This window comes from Acinetobacter sp. YH12058, from assembly GCF_013419805.1.
GTDB lineage: Bacteria > Pseudomonadota > Gammaproteobacteria > Pseudomonadales > Moraxellaceae > Acinetobacter > Acinetobacter towneri.
The window spans coordinates 37,084-55,757 of record NZ_VOZL01000001.1; the positions used below are offsets into that span (position 1 = coordinate 37,084).

Genomic DNA, 18,674 nt, shown 5'->3' on the forward strand with positions numbered 1-18,674 from the left:
TTATGATTAAATTTGATGAAAAGCACGTTGCATTAAGTGAGGTGATGGATTGATGGGGTTCTTAGGTGGTTTATGTCGCACTTCAAGTTTTACTCTGCAATGCATATTCCAACTACCTAGCCGCCAAAAGCCTATCAAAATAACTTAAACAGCTTTTGTGGAACTCTTCGTTAAAATTTATTTCAGGGTCGTCTTTTTCATCGTCGCAATTATCTGCTGAGGGTAAGTCATTGTACTTGGCATATAGATACCCATTACATAGCTCGGTGCGGTATTCATGCCCGCACTCAGGGTCTATTCTTCGGGTCTCTTCTGCTTTAAGTGTGAGTAAAGTGCCAGCGATAAGCAAAGCAAGAATGGCTAAAACCAAGTGACTTAGTCTCATTTTAATTTTCCGATTTTATTATTATTGCTTTCAATAATTTATCACCTAACTTTCGTTTGTTCAAAATAATTCAGACAAACACTACTTGAAAGCCTGATCTATTTATAGCTATTCTATGTGTGCAAACTTCAAACACGCCATGTAGCGTAGGAGCACATAATGTCAAAAAAACTGCCGATTTATTTCTCGGATGATGCTTGGTCATCACTTCAACAAATTATGGGTCCTGAGGGTAAACCTAGCCCTACAATCAATGCAATACTTGAACAAATCACGCTTCTTGATCGTCATGGTTTTACGCAAGTGTCACCACGTACACACGTAAGCATACCAATTGCATCTGAATCCATTCCTGCAGGTTTCCCATCCCCTGCCCAAGACTACATTGATAAAAGCATCGACCTTAACGAGCACCTTATTTCAAATGCCAATGCTACGTTTTTAAATACGATACGTACGACATCAATGGTCAATGCTGGGCTTGAATATGGCGATGTAGTCATTGTTGACCGTAGTAAAGAAGCCAAACACCGCAGCATTGTGGTTGCATTAATAGACCAAAAAGACCTGACCATTAAGCGCTTGATGATTACCGCCCAGATGTCAAAAGCTGAGTTGATTGAGCATTTTGGTGAAGACTACGACCCTGCCACTTTGCCTGAGGCATGGCTCAAGGCAGAAAGCCCTGACTATGACAGCATTTACCTGAAAGATGGGCAAACGTTTGAAGTTGTCGCGGTTGTGACTTGGAACTTAAAAAACCTGTCTGTCTAAAACAATAAGAAGAATAAATCATGAAAAACGCAAATCGTGTATTTGCGCTCATTGACGTGAATAACTGTTACGTCAGCTGTGAGCGTGTATTCGATCCATCACTAAATAATCAGCCCGTTATTGTTCTATCAAACAATGATGGCTGTGCGGTCGCTCGTAGCCAAGAAGCCAAAGACTTAGGCATCAAAATGGGTGTGCCTGTATTTCAGATCAAAGACATTATTCACCACAATAATGTCCAAGTATTGTCTAGCAACTATGCTTTATATGCTGAAATGTCCCGTCGCTTTCATTCGATACTGTCTGAATTTGTGGGACCGGGTGAACAAGAAATATATTCTATAGATGAAAGCTTTCTTGAGTTGACTGCATACACTAATAAGTTTGACCTAAGTGACTATGCGCAGCAGATGCGTGAGCGCATTTGGAAATGGCTAGGATTGCCTGTCTGCGTTGGTATTGGCAGAACAAAGACCGAAGCCAAAATTGCAAACCATATTGCCAAAAAAAATGCCCAGTTCAGAGGTGTATGCGATTTGGTGAGCATGGATCTAATAAATAAGGAACAAATTTTTGGCACAATCGATGTGTCGGAAGTTTGGGGCGTTGGGCGTAAACACGCGAAAAGACTGAATGATATGAATATCAATACAGTGCATGACCTTGCGTGCACTGACCCTCGCAACATTAAAAAACTATTTTCAATTGTTATGGCTAGAACAGTGGCAGAGCTGCAAGGCATATCATGCATTGAAATTGAGCATACCCCACCGAGTAAGAAACAGATCGTGGCCAGCCGCTCATTCGGCACAAAAGTCACAGACATAAATGACTTGAGAGAAGCAATTTCGATGTATGCCCAGGATGCATGTTCACGCTTAAGAAAAGAAAATCTGTTGTGTGGATGCATCACAGCTTTTGTACAAACAAATCCCTTTGATACAAATGTGCCATTCTACAGCAACGCACATACCTCAACATTTTCACAGCCCACTGACTGCGTGCTTGATCTTGTTGATAGAGCTGTGCGGATGCTAAACATGCTATATAGAAAGGATATGAAATTTAAGAAATGCGGAGTTGTTTTGACGTGCCTTGAGCCGAAGTCATCACATATTTATGATCTGCTCACAGATATGGAAGCGATTCAAAGAAAGGAAAATTTAATGCAGGCGCTGGAAAGCGTTCAGATAAAGTTTGGCAAGAAAAAGATTGCTGCGGGCAGCTGCTTCTTACCAGACCGCAATTGGTCAATGAGTCGTGATAAATTGAGCAGAAACCCATTTAAATGGGGCGAAATGCTTGAGATAACTAAATGAAAAAACAGCAAGCCAGAACAAGCCGAGTTGCGTAGGGTTTGCACCAACAATAAAGGAATTATAAAAGGCTTTATTGATGATGATCTTCACTTATTCAAGAATTTAAAAAAATTACACGAATTTATCTAGTCATTATGTTACTATTTACAAGTTCCAAATTATGGAAGATATACAGTGATCATTACTAAAATTAAATTACGCAATTGGTATAGCTTCAAGGATTGCTCCTTAGACCTGAGCTACCCAAGAAAGATTGTAGACTCAAATATCCCATTTGAGTATTTGGATGCTTTTGAGAATATTCGTTTCAAGAGAGTTGTTATCCTGTCTGGGGCTAACGCTACAGGAAAAACTTCGTTTGCTAAAATTTTGCTAGCTATTAGAAGTTTTATTTCAAGCGGAGAATTAAACCGCTATTTTTCTGAAGGCATAAACAAGAATGAAACTTCTCTCGGTTTTATGGTTGAGTTTATTGATCAAAACCCAATGCCAGAAAACATTGATTGCAGCAATCAAGATACTGATTTCAAAAATTATGACTTTTATCACCAGTTAGAGGTGATAGTCACAAAAGACAATCAGGTTGCCCCTATCCCATTTTTTAAATTTTGCTATAAAGCAATAGAGATTAAAAAGACTGACAGTATCGAGAGTCTCAGAACATTATTATCTTCAATAGAGGATGATAGTTCATCAAAAAAATCACGAAAAACTATATATATAAATTCACTCAATGATTCATATGGCTCAAAAGAATACATAGAAAAGCTTTTTGCCTTCAAAAATCTTAGATTAACAAAGCATTGGAACTTTCTATATAACGATCATAGTGATGATACTGTTATAAACTCCAAGGTATTATTGAACAAGGATATTTTACAAGCAGTATTAAAAACCTTTGACCCCAGTGTTGAAAATGTTGAAGATGCATACCAAAAAAACAAGCCCGAAGAGCCAAATGGTTTTTTTGTAAATTTTTATAATGGCAATAAAATATACATAAGTTCAGAGGGTGCTGTAAATGATGAGAAACATTTACTCTCACTAGGTACATTTGAATCTATTAAAATTGCCAACTTTATTTCAATTGTATTATCTACTCAAGGTCGAAGAGGATGTACTTTTTTCCTAGATGAGGGGATGTCTCATGTGCAATCGGAAATTGAAAGAACAATTGTCAATCTGATAATTCAGAAAATGAATCGTTACAGTCAGTTCTTTTACACCACACATAACTATGATGTATTGGATATGAACCTCCCAATACACAGTTATTTATTTATTAGAAAAGATGAGGAGTATAACTCTTACTTCATTAGACCAGAGGAAACCTTTAAAAAGAATGATAGATCAATAGTTAATTACATTAAAAATGATGTGCTTCGCACCTTGCCAAACACAACGCTTCTAGAAGATATTCTTATGCAGGATTAATAATGAAAAATAATATTATTTATTATCTTGTTGAAGGTGAGTGTGAAGATCATTTTATTAAACACGCAGGTTTGATGGGCAGGATTCTCAAGGTTGATTTAAGCGAGCGATCTGAGGCACAGATTTCAAAATTACTAACCAACCTGCCAAGAAACAAAAAATCCATCATTTTCTATGTTGTTTTTGACACCGATGTCTTAATTCAAGATAGGGTTAAGCTAGATAAATTCATTACCAACATTCGTTTTTTACATAAACGGGGATATGCAGTTAAACTACTTCAGCAGCACAAAACTTTTGAAGAAGAATTGTATTGCTGTCTTAGAATCACTAAGCAGAAATTGTTTGATAGATTTAATGCTCGGAATGACAGAGAATTTAAGCAAAAATTTATTTCAGATAAAAAACCTTATGTAAAATTGCTTGAAATTAATCCAAATTTTTCATTTTGGTCATCTGAGCTTATTAGTGAGTTGAGCGAATTTGAGGCATTATTATGTCCTTTTATTACTCTAACAAAAAAACCATAATCCATTAGCCCAAGAATTAAAAATGCCCGCACTTAGCGGGCTTTTTTAATAGAAAGAAATTAATAAATAATACCATCCCACCAACCACGCACATCTCTGTTGGTAGTATATGAGGCAGTGTTACCTGGTTTCAGTGTGTAGTTGCAGGTGTAAACTGTTGCATACTGACGGCCAGTTCTTGCATGTGTCAGATAATTGGTTTGTACCGCTCTTCCAGTAGAACAACCAGATAAGCTCAAGGCTTCTGATAATGTCGTATAGGAGGTTGATAGTCTTTGTGTTGGTCCATCACATTGATATTTACCTGAATTGGTCTGCCAACAAACCGCAAGTGCTGTATTAGGAGAGTCATCAGCTATTACTTGCGTGGATCCAAAAATTGAAAAGCACATAGTCATAGCTGCAAATAATTTTAAAGTCTTCATCTTTAATTCCCCTTAAAAAATTAACTCTGAAATGCTGTTTAAAATTTCACATATAGCATGACTATTTAAATAGGGATACTCCCAATATTAGGATGTCTTTTGGATGACGCTTCGATTAATTTAGTAAAAGTGCTGCTATAAAGGGACTTAAAAATGAAAAAAAATATTCTGGGGGTAATAGCGCTTTCAGTTATATCCATGTGTACATTTGCGGCTACAGATGGGGTGTACGCTATTCAAAATGGCTACTACTCTATCAATGTTAAATTCGCAGAAAATAGTCTCACAATTGTTGAGCCTAATAAAACATCCACTTATCTAAAAGATACGAGTGGAAATTATATTTTCACAAATCCAACCAACAACATTACTTATGGTATGCGTGTTGTGGATGACAAAACCATAGAGGCATACAAGCCAGGTGTTCCAAACTCAACAACGGTTCTCACATTACAATCTGCATCAGCCAAAGCCTCAAGTGAGGATAAAGGTAATCAGATGAAAGCTCTTGCTGATAAATATTTTAAACTTGCGGAATCAGACAGTAACAATGTTCACACGTGGGCAAATTGTGCCTCTGTAGCTTTGGCTTATTCGAGCCTGTCTTTGGAAAAAGCAAAAGAAATGGAGTTACAAGCAGCGACTTTAATTAAGTTAAGTCAATCGCCTGTAGCAAACTCATCTCCTTGCTCTGAAGTAATATCTAATAAAACTTGGATATCCGCTCCAAGCTATTAATAAACAAAGTAAAGTTAAGCAAAAGCCCTCACTTGAGGGCTTTCTTATACGCATTACCAAGCTTCACATCATAAGAATTTCTAGCATAAGCAGGACCATTGTAGCCACGTGCAAATGCTTTCCAGTCCTTATTCTTTAAAGCATTAATCAGCTTGTTTGTCACAATGTAGCGGCACATCGCATCAAGCTGTGATGCTTCATCACGATACATCGCATTAATGAAGTTCTGTAAAGTTGGATAGCCTAAAGCTTTCCAGTGATAGCCCATGACCTGACCAATGCCCCATGATGCAGATTCTAAAGCCGATTCACGGTGATATTGAGCAGCAGCGTTCAAACGTCCGTGCTGCGCAGAATATAAGCCATAATTGCCCATAGTTTTGTTGCACAGATCAGGGCGCTCACGCATGGCTTTGTCTGCTGTTGCTGCTTTACCGTTAGCAATTAGTCGCTGCCGAAATACATGGCGCTCAAATAGAATGACTGGTGTGCCATCGGCATTAAATCCACTGCCCTTGCACTCAACCTCAATCACGGCTTTTAGTGCCGCAACTTCAATACCGAGTCCTAGTGCCTGTGCTTGAATCTGAGCTTCAGTTAGTTTTTTGCTCATCATTATCTCCATGCAATTCAGGCTGATATTTCAAGCGTGCAAAAACACTTAACACGTTGTTCAAAAAGCCAAGCCACAATACCCATGAGTGTGGAAGTAGCTCTTTAATTTCATGTGGTACTGCTGCCCAAAATTGCGGAAAATTAGAGCCAAATAGCCAGAGCAACTCAAAAGCCGAATACATCAAGACGTAAAAAAAGGCGCTTAATGCGCCTACCTGTACCGACTTTAGTTTCCATGCTTGTTTCCAATCATTAATTAATTTCACTTGTTGCCACCCCCGATAATCGCAATAAATGCCGCTTTCACCTCGGCGATTACTTCTGCAAGCGACTTCCCGTGCATGAGCGCAATTGATTGGTAAATAATGCCGATTGCCAGTAAGCCAAACACAGCAAAAATCAACATTACAAAGCCTTGCGCCATGTGTGAGTAATTGTTTAATTCGTAGTATTCAATGAATGCAGCACCGCCATATAAGCTAACTGACACACTAAATAAAAACTTGCCGATCACACCAAGCGTGACTTGGATTTTCCCGTCTTTATCAATATCCCCGCTAAGCACTAAAGCAAGGATTGCCCCCACAACTGCTGGGACTAATTTAATGACCCACGGTAACGTGTTTTCTTGCATTGTCTTTTCTCCAGACATAAAAAAACGCCCGACTTGGGCGCTTGCTTCAATTTAAATTTTCACACTTCGATCTGAACTACATCACCGCTTGCCGCCAAGCGTTTAATCTCCCCGTTTGATATAAAAACCGTTGAACCGACGTTGTAACGGGTGGTGCTGGTACACATCACTAGCCCTGAACCATCCACAACCAAAACCTTATAATTCGGATGATTTTCATGAGTGATTTCGCCAACGAATTCAGGTGCTTTGGGCATTAAATCAATCAATCTTTGCAGTGCATTACTCACGATTCACACGCTCCACTTTGACAGTTTGATTCACTTTGGCATGGCTGAATGACACACTGACACTTTCAATAATGCCCCACCACTCAGCGTTAAATGCAAAGACTTCACCTGGTGCACATTCGCCAACTTCTGCAGAAATCGGCATAGTTAATGTGTGTGTTTCAACCATACCCGCTTTAGCAAGTTTGGCTTTACCGAATACCCCCATGCTCACCACATCAAACAAAGGATTATTTTCAGGTGGCAATAGCACGTCTGCTGCTGTGCCTGTACGTTTAACTTGCCCTTGCTTGCCCGTTCTATCGTTTGTCAGCGTGATGCCGTTGTAGTCGGGATAAAGCTCATAGTCTGTGGACTGGCTTGTAACGAGTGAATCAGGCACTAAGCGGTCATAATCACCAACTGTGAACGTATCCCAAAATGTCTTTTTATAAAGCGGTTTAATTGAAAGTGTATTGCTACCCTTTTCGCTATAAATAAAACCACCACCACTTTCTGCAATCAGCTTAATCGCTGCAATCGGTGCAAGATTGGAATAACTTAGACTGTTGTTTGCCACGATCCAGCCTAGATTATCAATCAATTGCCAATTCAGCACAGTATCACTAAAAACACGGTCTAATTCAGCCTGCGCAAGTTGTACCGATGTGCGCTCATTCTCTTGTAAAAACGAGCGTAAAGGCGCATACGGCGCATCAAGTAAAGCGGTTTGACTGCGACCTGTGAGTGTATAAGTAATATTGCCGAAATTACGTGAACGTGTGCGATTCTCAAGCAGCATGTGATGCTCATGCCCATTCACCATGATTTTTAAAATCACTGGCTGGCCATTAATTGGCTCTAACTTCGCAATTTCAGTATGCGGCACAGTTAAGCTATACGACCACGTCCAGCTGCTGCGGTCTGAACGATAGTTACCGTCATACACTAAAATTTCTGCATCATTATCAAGCCGTGTCACAGATAAACTATTCAAGATATACCACCAATTTTGATTCGGAATTGCGGGAATACAGTCATCAACCCCAAAGTTTAAAATGACGTTATGCGCATCAACTTCATGGCATAAGCAGATAAAATTTAAATCGCCTGTGCCTTCGTATTTTTGCAATTCAGGCTTTGGCCATGGTTGAACTGGATGCTTACGATAATGAATTGCCTTGGCTTTATCCCATGGCAAATCATCAGTCGTGACAAGCTCTAAACCTTTATCCCACTCAAACGTAAAATGCTTTTCAAAGACGTGTGCCACTTCATGCGCGTATGTGACCGTGCGACGCTTACGAATCATTTCGTGCCAGTCTGTGATTCGATTGATACGCAGCTTTAAGGTTTCATCAAATAAGTAGCTCTGGTGAATGAATCGGTTGTCACCTGTTTGCCAAACTAAATACGCATCAGTCTGCAGGCCACTGGCTTTTTCATGCTCAATTCGGACTGCTTGTGTAAGCGAATCAGAACGATCAAAACCCGTCATTGCTTGCTGACTGAGCACCAAACCTTGGTCATAAAAAAGAGCCTCATTTGAGACTCTTAATATTGGTTTTGCCCATGGTATTTCCGTGACACTTAAAGCAGCGACTGCCTTTTCATAACTAGCATCAAAGGCATAAGACACCCCGACGATGTGATTAATGTCGAATACGGCATCAATTTGAAATTGAAATGCGGTATCTAAAACCGTATCAATCGTGCATAGGTTTTCAGCGAACTCTGCAACAATTTCAAAGCTAAAACTGGTGTCTAAGACAGTATCAATCTGCCCGATGACATCGGTATTTTCTTTAAAGACTGCGACAACCTCAAAGCTGAATTCAGTGTCGAGTACCGTGTCGATGACCGCAGTATTTACACCACTGTCTGCATAAATTGCAGTGACTTCAAAATTAAAATCAGTCTCTAAAATCGTATCAATGTCTGCAGATACATCATCCCCAAAATTGAGATTGGTCGAGCCGTCGGCTAAGTGCTCAAAATTGAGAATGATGTTGTGGCTGTCGGTATTATCAGGCTTAAAATTTAGATTAAGGTTATGCGCATCAACGGTGCCGAGCTTATTTTTAAAATCCACATGAGCACCCTTTTTAGTTACGGTCTAAGTTTGATGGACTGGATAAACAGCGTGCCGCCCACGACTAAATTAGTATTTGCTAAGCTGATGTCGGTACCCACAGTTAGATCGGCTGCCACTTCGCCTGCACCGTTATAAATCCGTGCCCATGTGGCTGTGCCAGTCTTAATAACTGATCCCGTATCAGTTGGATGTAACTCAACATAGGTGGCTGTAGTTTCTTTAATGCAGGGTTCAGGAAATACCAAAGTGACTAAAGCATTGTTAGAATCCGCCGCAACTGACGTATTCGCAGGCTGCACACCCTCATAAAAAATAACGGTAGCACTTTGGCTGCCGCTATCCATAAATTCTGCAAAGGCTTGAATCATGGCAAGCCGAGATTTGACTGATGTTTTACTCATTTTGGCACCACGTTATCTTGAATGACGGCATTGAATTGTTGCTTTTGATCGAGAGCTACGACAAAGGTTTTTAAACCTGCATTTAATCCCAGAAACTGGTAATTTCCATTTATATCAGGCTTTTTTACTGCGATTGGTTGCAAATTGGCTTTGTTGTAGAGCACAACGGATGCATCTTTATACTGCTGTCCAAGTTTCTTGACTGATCCTGTAATTTTTGCAATTACAGGTCCAACGCTAATATTTTGCAATAAAATGGAATTCGGCAATACCTTTCGGGATACTGGCTTCATTCAAGCTCCCCTATGTGAAAATACAAACCACCCATTTCTGACTCAGCCGTACTTCTCGAGGAGCACAAACACTTATCCCACACATACATTGATGCCCCACTAATAATTGGAGTTGTGACACTCTGAGGTAATTTATTGCCTGAATATGCCACGTGCTTTAGCGTTCCTCTTAGGTATTTATCTACATCAGTCACTGCTATTTCTAGCGCACCAACATTCATTGCTAAATATAGGTTGCTATAACCGCTTTCGAAATCAGGAAGGATTGGGCTTGCAAATCTGTGTGCTTGTAGGGGGTTTGCTTGATCTGCTGACGGCATGAAAAACCCACTCGCGCCAACACTTGTGAGTAGTGGATTACCACCAGTAAAATCAACAAAACGATAAGTTGTGCTCGCTGCAACAGGGTTTAAAATCGTCATCAAAAACCAATCTTTAGCGACAGAATCTGGATTAGCTCTATTTAGCAGCCCACAACCTTTTAGCGTCTTTCCTGTCGTACTTGTGGATGTAAAAGAGTTAAGTAAATAAAAAGCATCTTGATCACCGACGATTGAAAAAGAAGCGTTGCTTGTGCCTGGGGTGGTTGTATCGCCAATATTCTGCAGTGTTGTTCCAGCTCTAGACCAATACCAACGACTCCACCCACGCACTACACCAGTTCCCGTGCCTGTAATCTTCCAATTTTTTGCAGGGTCTACAGAGTCAAATGGCAACTGTAGCACATCGAGGTTTTCATAATCGTCAATATGTGTCATGTTCTCAAGCAAGCCAACCATGGCATATTTTGCATAAGTTGATGTATATACACCTGTTGTGCCATCTGGACTTGTTAAGCTTTCATCTATGCGAATAAATGGATGCTGTGCCGTTGGATTTTTCGCGCGATAAACACGCTTAACATCGTTTGTATCACGAAAAATAATTTCATAACCCAGCGACGCTAGTTTTCCCGCACCAACTGTTGTGATGCTTGTTTCAACAATTGCAGTATGTGGCTTTAAAATCAGCTCAGTTGCACTTGGTACACCTTTAATACGGTATTTTTGATTGAGTGGTGCAGGGCTAAAACCTGACAATTCAACCACCTGAAACAACATGGCATTATGCGCTGCGTATAGTGTGATGTGAACATCACCTTGAGCATCAATTGAAGCCGATGTGATTTGTGTAAAATCAATGCCTGTCACTAAAGCTTTATCGAGCAGGCGAATTAAATCACCCCAGTTATTGCCAAGAGTTAAGCCGTTTAAGTGGCTAAAGTATTGAACATCTACATCTGTCGCCATTTTCTTTCACCCATAAAAAAAGACCGCATTAAGCGGCCATATTTGATTTAACTTTCAAACCACGCGGTCAATGTCACCGCGCAGCATGATCTGGAATTGATCTGACATAACAGTTGGCTCGGATTGCTTCACTGTACGGATTACCCAGACAGGGAAGTTTGCAGCTACAGTGTTAAAGCGCAGCACGTTACCATTTGCCCAACCTGCACCCCAACCTTCCTTTTTTACCGTGAAATAAGGTGAGCCAGTCACAGGGTTAATCGGTGCAAAATCCACATTCACACTACCCGCACCAATCTGACCTGAGTATTCGCCAACACAGCGGAAATTTGTGTTATCCGTGAAAATCAAAGCCCAGCGTTCCTGAATTGCACCTTTGTTTGTCACAGTAATCGGATACAAAGCATCGTTATAGTTGGCTGAAATACCACTACCTGTTGCCTCATCTGCCCATGCATTATTCCATGTTTGCTGCACAAATTTACGTGTGTAGCGCGATTGCATATCACCAATCACTAAGGCTGAACCCACAATCGTATCTGCTGCATCGTAGTTATGAGTTAAAGGCTTGGTAAAGGTTAGCTGTCCGCTGATCTGCACATCACGAATCAGGCCCATGTCTTGATAGCGATACTTAGCCACAATCGGTGCAACCAATGCATTCAGTGAAAAATCACCGTTTAGCGTCACTTTGCCATAGTCATAATCGACTACATACATATCAAATGGCACTTTGGTACCTTGGCTGTCTTCCAATTCACACCACGAAATACGCTGATCGTTTAAATCGTAGGTTTGACCCGCAACTTGGCTTGGCAATTCCTGTGTTTTGCTTGAGCTGACAATACCAATGTCACCAACTCGGAAAATAGGTACACGTCCATCAAGCGGCAAACGCGTTGCAGACAATCCCAAAATTTCAGAATCAAGCGGAATGTAGGTATAAGCAATTGCGTTATAACGCACAGATGAGCCATCAATCCACACGGGTACATTGATGTAGGTTTTGCCTGCTTCCTCATATTCCATGAGGGCGTCATACCAATCTTTAGCCGTAATTTCTGCACGATTGGCTTCTGTAATTTCGGTTTTATCGTAGAAGTAAATATCCACAAAACCCGTGTCGTGATTAATCTTGCCATGTGCAAGACTTGTTTCAATCACCCCGTTTTCGTCAGTGGTCAGTGTCAATTGACCATGTTCTAACGATGCTACAACCACAGTTAAAGACTGTGGTCGAATTGGAATCACAGGTGTTCTAAAGCTGACTTGGTTCATCGGTGGCAAGTCAGTTGTTGTCGTCAGTGAGTCTAAACGGACTGTGTTGTCACCATTTGGTGTCCATGACTCAATTTCTACCTGACCCGTGCCGTATTGAATCGACCCCGACGCGATGCCACTGTTATTTGACGGGTCTACATTGCGATAAAGCTGACCATCACGATCTAAGAAAGTATCAGCACCCACTCTAAAACGTGCTGAGCCTGTCAAAATCTGCTCGTCATAACCCGATGATAGGTCAAGCCGTAACTTATCAGCCACAGCAATGGTGCTACTTTGGTTTACGCCTGAGCTGTCGCGGTATTGTGCATAAATCGTGGTTTCGTTATAGGCCCGAAATGTTTGTGTGGTGCCACTAATTTGGGATGTAACTGGAGAATAAAAAGCCATTTAGATCACCTTTATGCAGAAGCATAAGTTGCTGTATATCGTGCCTCATACACATAGCTAAATGTTTTGTATGAAGCTGTTGGTGTCACAATGCATTGACCTGTGTTGTAATCAATCGTGCCTTGAATATCGCCTGCATCATTAATTAAGTTGCCAATATTGCCGCCTGTTGGGTCATCTTTAAGATGCACGGTAAGCGCATTTAGACCTGATTGATCTGTCACAGGAATATCTAAAGCAACACTACTCGGCTGAATGCTTGAGCCTGTACCAATGGTAAACGTCAGTTGTTGGTTGGCATCGGGTATCGCTGACTTAGATTGGCTGAGCTGTGGACCATAGTTATACGTGATGTTGAATTGCGTATTTTTCTGCGGCAATTTGTTTGGAATAATCCGCCCTGTACCTGTGGTGTAATTGACATACCCTGTGGCATCACCTGTAAACAGTCCCTTGGCGTTACTAGAGGCTGTTTTGGTTTCACCTTCTAACACCCAAGTCACAGTTATTCCAGGAGCAACACCAGTGTGACCAAGATCAAAATCAAAGCCTGCTTTCTCTACGTGTAAACCTGCACGCACGAAAGTTGCAATCGGTGTGCCCCATTGCGCCAAAATTGGCGTATCAACATCTGGTAATGCACCAGTAGTTAGCAAGAATGAACCTGTTTCATAGTTAATCATGCCTGAGCCAAAGGAGCTATGAACACCTTTTAACTGACCCGATCCATCGTCTTTTAGCTCATAAAACTTGCCTTGTGACATATACGAAAGCGACAAACTACCAGGTGCAGGAATTGGAATTAATACGCCCGTCCAGTTGGAACTTTGGCTATTTTGCGTCACAGGAATGGCATAGCTTTGAAAATATTGTCTTGGTGTTGCAGCAGGCTTAAATGTAATTGCCAAGGTGGTCGAGCCAGTACCTGCAGCAGAAGTCCACTGGATCAAGCCACGCTGATAATCAATCGTACCGACTTGTGTGCCTTGACTGTTTTTAAGCAAGCCGCCTTGGTCACTCACAGGCTGACCAAACAGCGTAAACGCAATGCTTGACGGCATCACGCTTGAGCCTAAATACAAGTTTTGGCTTACGCCCACTGTAGTTGGAAAGTTGGCAGTAATGGTACCGTCGTTACCTGGTACCAAAATAATGCTCTCACCCGCCGCGTTCACATCAACAATCGGGGTTTCAGTCTGTGCAGATGGAATCAACTGCGTAAACATGCTGGACGCATTCACAGTGAACTCACCCACTTGTGCATCCGATGCCAGTTTTACCGATGCGCAATATTCGCCTGTGTCAGCCACTAAAGATTCACGAATGATGGTTTTAGACTGTGTGTTACCACCGTACCACTGGCGAGCTGTCAAGCCGACAAAATCACGCTCAAGCGGGTCGTTGATGGTATACGTGGCAATTTTGTATTCCACGTTTTTATTATCAACCACCATAATTGCAATGCGTGTCTCAACTTTAGTGATACGCACGTATTGCTCGAATTCAAGCGCCTTGCCTTCATCGCTGACTAGAACAATGGTATCCCCCACACTAGATTCCGCTTCTTGCGGAAACATAGCCACTTGCAACTGTTTCATGCCTTGCCAGTGCGTGTCTAATGGTGTGCCTGCAATCTGCCCACCTTTAGCCAAGTAATTTTCAACTCGGTTTTGGGCGCTACGGCGTTCATCCGTCCAGTTTTTTGTACTGAATAGCAAAGCCGACACGTTTGGGTCTTGCGGGTTTTCAGAGATGAATACCGTTGCACCCATTAATGAGTCTGTATCTTCAGTAATCACAGCAGGAAAGATTTTGCGCATGGATACATCGCCCATGGTTCGATCCATTTCTGATACGTCATTGAACAAGTTATTACTTTGACCATCAACGATGACCTGACCTGAATATTTACCGCCACCATCGTCTGTGTCAGTCAATCGCTCCGATTTATAGAGCACCAAGTCTTTTGTTTCAATTGCCATTATTCGCTCCAAAATCTTAGCGTTAAACGCATCATTTCTTCTGTTGACGTTGCTGGTGAACCCCACACACTGACCGCTTCCAGTGCTGTATCTTGATGATTAAAAATCACATCAAATTGTCGATTGTCATGTGGCCATTCAAACTGCAAGCGGAACTTCTCGCTTAAAGCTGACCATTCCTGTAGCTTGCGCACATCACTTAACTTTGCCCAACCACGGTTGCTGTCAGGTGTTAAAGTGATAGGTCGAGCACCGACTTTGATGCCTTCCTGAATAATGGCCGCGCCACTAATGGCACGTTCCACGGTTTGCTCTTTTGGCTTCCATTCAAATTCGTCAGACCATAAAAAACCGTCTTCTAATGAGACGGTTTCGGATGTTGCTAAGCGTATTAATTTCATCACATTGCCTTTTTCAGCATTTCAAATTCACGCAAGATGCTTTCCATCATGTCCCCATCTTCCTGTGAGCCTTGCATTTCAAAGCGTTTGCCACCTGACACAAACTCAAAGCGCACGTTTTTGGTTGGTGTGGTATCAACATCACGGAAGTTTGGTTGAGGGATGCTTGGTGCATAGTCGTTGACCTTTGGTGTGCTGCCCGTGCTTCTCACATCAAGATTACGCAGTAATTCATTAATCTTGTTGGTACCGTGCTGTGTCGTTAAGCCTTTCGCTGCAGCGTTATTAAATTCTTGTTCGATGAGTTTATTCATCGCCAAGTTGCCGCCTTTGCCGTATGCAGCAAATTTAGCATCACGATCTGTAGCCATGGCTTGTGACCAGATTGACCCTGCCAATTTCTTCGCCTGGTCTTCACTGTATCCCATGCTTTTAATCTGAGAAATTACATCGTTTTTGCTCATGGATTGATAGCCTGAGATAGCCGCGCTTAAACCTTTGGATTGGCGTTTCATTTCAGCGTCCCATTTCTGAGCCGCTTCTTGAGATGCCTTATTCCATGCGATTTGTGCTGCATTGGCTTCTTCGCGTGCAATCTGCCCCGCTTCACGATAACCATCACCAATACGGCGTGCTGATTCACGTACGCGGTGGTTGGCTTCGGTTAAATCATCCATCGCTTTAACAGAGGCTTTGCCTGTTTCGTCGATTTCGACGCGAAGGTCACGACCTGCACCCGCAGCATTAGCCGATGCAATCACCGCTTGATCACCTGATAGGGCAGCCGCTTGCGCTGCTTTCTCATAAGCCTTTTGAATGCCTTCTGCCGTAGCCTGACCACTATCACGGATAGTGATGTAATCCATCAATGCCTGTTGTGCAGACAGTTTAAGATTCTCTTTGGTCTCAATCCCTAATCGCTTAAAAGCAGCCGTTACAGGATCAATATCATCTGGTAAGCCTTGGGCTTGATGCTTAATTGCAATCAGACCTTGTTCAACCTGCGAAGTTGATAGCTTGCCTTGTTCGCCAAACTGTTCAAGCTTGGCTTTAGCCATATCAATTTCAGCTTGGCTTTTGGCTGTTTCGAGCCATTTAAGCCATGCCTCATAGGTAACACTCCCAGCTTTTTCGCCCGTGACACCCAAATCCTCAAGACCAGCAGTAAAGTTGTTTAACTGCCCCTCTGATTCTTTGAATTTGGCTGAAACGCGGTTGAGTGAAACGTCTAAATCCAAACCCAATGCTGCTGCGGCTTTACGCGCCTTGTCTGCAGCATTTGCGTTTTCTTCAGCACCTTCAGCAGCCGCGTCCCAAGCTTCAACACTGACCTTGCCAGCCTCATTCATTGTGACGATATAGCCTCTCGTCATCAGATCGGCTTGCATGGTGCCATCCATTGCACCGCCATTGGCTTTGATGGCGGCTTCGGCGTAATCCTGAACGGCTTTTAGCTTTTCTTGCTCAGACGCTTTCTTGCCTTCAGCTTCGGCAGTCTGATCTGCTAAAAGTTTTTCAAGCTTGGCTTTAGATGACGCAACCGACTCAGCATCTTTTTCAGTTTGGGTTTTACCAATCTCTTCAATCGCAGCTATGCTTTTAGATTTAAAACCTTGAGCATCCCTATCCGCTTCAGCATAATATTCTTTAGCCTTTTGCTTCATTAAATCAGCATTGGCTGCAAACTGTTTGCTTAAGTCGCCCCAAGTTAAAGCTGCAAGTACGCTATTTGCCGCACCTGCTAAATCAAAAAATGCACCTGTTAAAAGCTTGACCCCGATTTTAATGCCTGACGCCGCGTCAGAAATGACGCCGAACGCTACTGAAAGACCTTGAAGCACACGTTCTAAAAAGCTGACTTGTTCGCCTGCTTCTGTAACTTCACCAGTCAATGATGATAAAACAGACAATGCAGTTGATAGGCTTGTGCCCAATACATCTGCAACCGTTTTACCTAAATCAAACAACGTCACCACAACATCTTTAATGGCATCGTATGCACTGCTTAAAGCATCTTTAAGGCTTACCCATACAGATGGATCGATTTTTTTAAGTTGGTCGCCAACCCAAATAAAACCATCGCCCAAATCATCAATAAGGGCTTCAACAATCCCCATATTGTCAGCAATCACAACAAGCCATTCAGCTACAGTAGCACTGGCACCATTCGCCTGATCCATTGTGCCAATCAGAATTTGCCAACTTGTTTGGATGCGCTGTAAAGCATTACCAATAGTTGTTGGGAATTGGTCATAAGTCGATTGGACTTGTGCGGCTTGGCTTTGCAGCGCCTTTGCTACACGCTCGGAAGTTAGCTCTCCATTTTCAGCCATTTTTCGGAGTTCACCTGTAGTGACTCCCAAGCCTTTAGCTAGCGCCTCAGCTAAGCCATAGCCGTTTTCCATGATTGAGTTAAATTCTTCACCACGCAAAACACCGCCTTGCATGGCTTGAATAAACTGGGTAATTGCTGCTTCACTGGCTTGGGCTGAACCACCACCAATCTGAATTGCTTGCGTAACAGTCTTGGTTAGGTCTAACGCTTGTTGCTGCGTCATACCCATTTCTTTGCCAACTGCGTCAATACGAGTGAATAAGTCACCAGTCGCTTGCAGACTTGAATTTGTGGCTAAGGCAACCTGATGCACGCCAGCCATTGCTGATTCAAAGTTACCGCCATCTTTGGTGGCAATCTGAATGCGTGCAGAAAGTCCAGTGTATGCGTCAGCGGCTTCTGCTAATTCACGCAAACCTAGCCCAACACCTAATGCAGCCATAGCACCAACAAGTGCATTAACTGCAAACTTAGCGCCATCTAAGCCTTTTTTAGCCGATGTTGCTGCTGAGTCTGTTTCTTTAAGTTGAGTGTTTGCTCTGCCGACTTCTGCCTGAAAGTCGTTAAATGCTTGGTCAGCCTGTTGAACTTCTTTTTCAAGTTGGTCTACTTGGCGTTGTGCAACTTCAATGTCTGCAGGTGATGCATTGGAATTGGAAAACTCTTGCAGCTTCTTTTTAGCACTTGTTAAGTCAGCTTTTAATAAATCTAAAGCCTTGTGTGATTTGTTACCAAAATCCGTGAAGTTGTCTGCAGTAGATTTTGCATTTTCCCCTGCATTTTTAATAATCTCGGTGGCACTGGATAATGATTTAGTTAAGCCTGCAGCTAACTCACTCGTGCCTTTTGGGATGATATTCCCAAGCTCTTTTGCAGCTTCAGCCGAGCTTTGTTTTAACTTATCAGACTCGGTTTTGATTGCATCAAATACTGACTTTGCGACACTTTCAGATTGTTTTACACCGCTAACAAAACCTTTGCTGTCAGCGTCCAAGATAAGTTTAAAAGTTAAATTTTTTGACATGCTGACCTCAAATTTTAGGCATTAAAAAACCCACCGAAGTGGGCTTGTTACAATCATCTT

At 42.0% G+C, this 18,674-nt stretch carries 18 protein-coding genes; 5 read left to right on the plus strand and 13 right to left on the minus strand.

Annotation, left to right across the window (positions count from 1 at the left end; genetic code table 11):
* Positions 1 to 544: 544 nt before the first annotated feature.
* The 4 genes from FTU09_RS00170 (at position 545) to FTU09_RS00185 (ending at position 4,442) form a co-directional block, all read left to right on the plus strand.
* Entirely contained in the window at positions 545 to 1,159 is a 615-nt protein-coding gene (locus FTU09_RS00170; RefSeq protein ID WP_104851998.1) for a LexA family transcriptional regulator, read from the plus strand.
* A gap of 20 nt (positions 1,160 to 1,179) precedes the next feature.
* Positions 1,180 to 2,478, plus strand: a complete 1,299-nt coding sequence (locus FTU09_RS00175; protein ID WP_180079344.1) for a Y-family DNA polymerase — start codon at positions 1,180 to 1,182, stop codon at positions 2,476 to 2,478.
* A gap of 174 nt (positions 2,479 to 2,652) precedes the next feature.
* Positions 2,653 to 3,912 (plus strand): AAA family ATPase, encoded by a 1,260-nt coding sequence (locus tag FTU09_RS00180; protein ID WP_179996641.1) that lies wholly within the window; start codon positions 2,653 to 2,655, stop codon positions 3,910 to 3,912.
* A 2-nt stretch (positions 3,913 to 3,914) separates the two neighbouring features.
* Entirely contained in the window at positions 3,915 to 4,442 is a 528-nt protein-coding gene (locus tag FTU09_RS00185) for a hypothetical protein (RefSeq protein ID WP_179996640.1), read from the plus strand.
* A 59-nt stretch (positions 4,443 to 4,501) separates the two neighbouring features.
* Here FTU09_RS00185 and FTU09_RS00190 read toward each other — a convergent pair whose 3' ends face one another.
* Positions 4,502 to 4,867, minus strand: coding sequence for a hypothetical protein (locus FTU09_RS00190; protein WP_180079345.1), 366 nt, complete (start codon positions 4,865 to 4,867; stop codon positions 4,502 to 4,504).
* A gap of 153 nt (positions 4,868 to 5,020) precedes the next feature.
* Between FTU09_RS00190 and FTU09_RS00195 the strand changes: the two genes are divergently transcribed.
* A complete protein-coding gene (locus FTU09_RS00195) occupies positions 5,021 to 5,605 on the plus strand; it encodes a hypothetical protein (RefSeq protein ID WP_180079346.1) in 585 nt (194 codons plus the stop codon).
* Between the two features lie 28 nt (positions 5,606 to 5,633).
* Here the strand turns inward: FTU09_RS00195 and FTU09_RS00200 are convergent, their stop codons facing one another.
* The 12 genes from FTU09_RS00200 to FTU09_RS00255 are packed head-to-tail and all read right to left on the minus strand — an operon-like array spanning position 5,634 to position 18,614.
* Complete coding sequence (locus FTU09_RS00200; RefSeq protein WP_180079347.1) at positions 5,634 to 6,218, minus strand: N-acetylmuramidase family protein; 585 nt, start codon at positions 6,216 to 6,218, stop codon at positions 5,634 to 5,636.
* On the minus strand, positions 6,199 to 6,486 hold the full coding sequence (locus FTU09_RS00205; RefSeq protein WP_180079348.1) for a hypothetical protein: 288 nt from the start codon (positions 6,484 to 6,486) through the stop codon (positions 6,199 to 6,201). The genes FTU09_RS00200 and FTU09_RS00205 overlap by 20 nt, the downstream gene beginning before the upstream one ends.
* Positions 6,483 to 6,854 (minus strand): hypothetical protein, encoded by a 372-nt coding sequence (locus FTU09_RS00210; RefSeq protein ID WP_180079428.1) that lies wholly within the window; start codon positions 6,852 to 6,854, stop codon positions 6,483 to 6,485. Before FTU09_RS00210 ends, FTU09_RS00205 begins: the two co-directional genes overlap by 4 nt.
* A 59-nt stretch (positions 6,855 to 6,913) precedes the next feature.
* Entirely contained in the window at positions 6,914 to 7,144 is a 231-nt protein-coding gene (locus FTU09_RS00215; protein ID WP_180079349.1) for a hypothetical protein, read from the minus strand.
* A complete protein-coding gene (locus tag FTU09_RS00220) occupies positions 7,137 to 9,215 on the minus strand; it encodes a hypothetical protein (RefSeq protein WP_180079350.1) in 2,079 nt (692 codons plus the stop codon). Before FTU09_RS00220 ends, FTU09_RS00215 begins: the two co-directional genes overlap by 8 nt.
* Before the next feature lie 17 nt (positions 9,216 to 9,232).
* Positions 9,233 to 9,619 carry a hypothetical protein gene (locus FTU09_RS00225; RefSeq protein ID WP_180079351.1) on the minus strand — a complete coding sequence of 129 codons (387 nt, stop codon included), beginning with the start codon at positions 9,617 to 9,619 and terminating at the stop codon, positions 9,233 to 9,235.
* On the minus strand, positions 9,616 to 9,912 hold the full coding sequence (locus tag FTU09_RS00230) for a hypothetical protein (protein ID WP_180079352.1): 297 nt from the start codon (positions 9,910 to 9,912) through the stop codon (positions 9,616 to 9,618). Before FTU09_RS00230 ends, FTU09_RS00225 begins: the two co-directional genes overlap by 4 nt.
* Positions 9,909 to 11,201, minus strand: a complete 1,293-nt coding sequence (locus FTU09_RS00235; RefSeq protein WP_180079353.1) for a hypothetical protein — start codon at positions 11,199 to 11,201, stop codon at positions 9,909 to 9,911. The genes FTU09_RS00230 and FTU09_RS00235 overlap by 4 nt, the downstream gene beginning before the upstream one ends.
* A gap of 54 nt (positions 11,202 to 11,255) precedes the next feature.
* Positions 11,256 to 12,872, minus strand: coding sequence for a hypothetical protein (locus FTU09_RS00240; protein WP_180079354.1), 1,617 nt, complete (start codon positions 12,870 to 12,872; stop codon positions 11,256 to 11,258).
* A gap of 11 nt (positions 12,873 to 12,883) precedes the next feature.
* Positions 12,884 to 14,854 carry a hypothetical protein gene (locus tag FTU09_RS00245; protein WP_180079355.1) on the minus strand — a complete coding sequence of 657 codons (1,971 nt, stop codon included), beginning with the start codon at positions 14,852 to 14,854 and terminating at the stop codon, positions 12,884 to 12,886.
* Positions 14,854 to 15,255: a hypothetical protein gene (locus tag FTU09_RS00250; RefSeq protein WP_180061112.1), complete on the minus strand. Its 402-nt coding sequence runs from the start codon at positions 15,253 to 15,255 to the stop codon at positions 14,854 to 14,856. The genes FTU09_RS00245 and FTU09_RS00250 overlap by 1 nt, the downstream gene beginning before the upstream one ends.
* On the minus strand, positions 15,255 to 18,614 hold the full coding sequence (locus FTU09_RS00255) for a tape measure protein (protein ID WP_180079356.1): 3,360 nt from the start codon (positions 18,612 to 18,614) through the stop codon (positions 15,255 to 15,257). The genes FTU09_RS00250 and FTU09_RS00255 overlap by 1 nt, the downstream gene beginning before the upstream one ends.
* Positions 18,615 to 18,674: the final 60 nt, after the last annotated feature.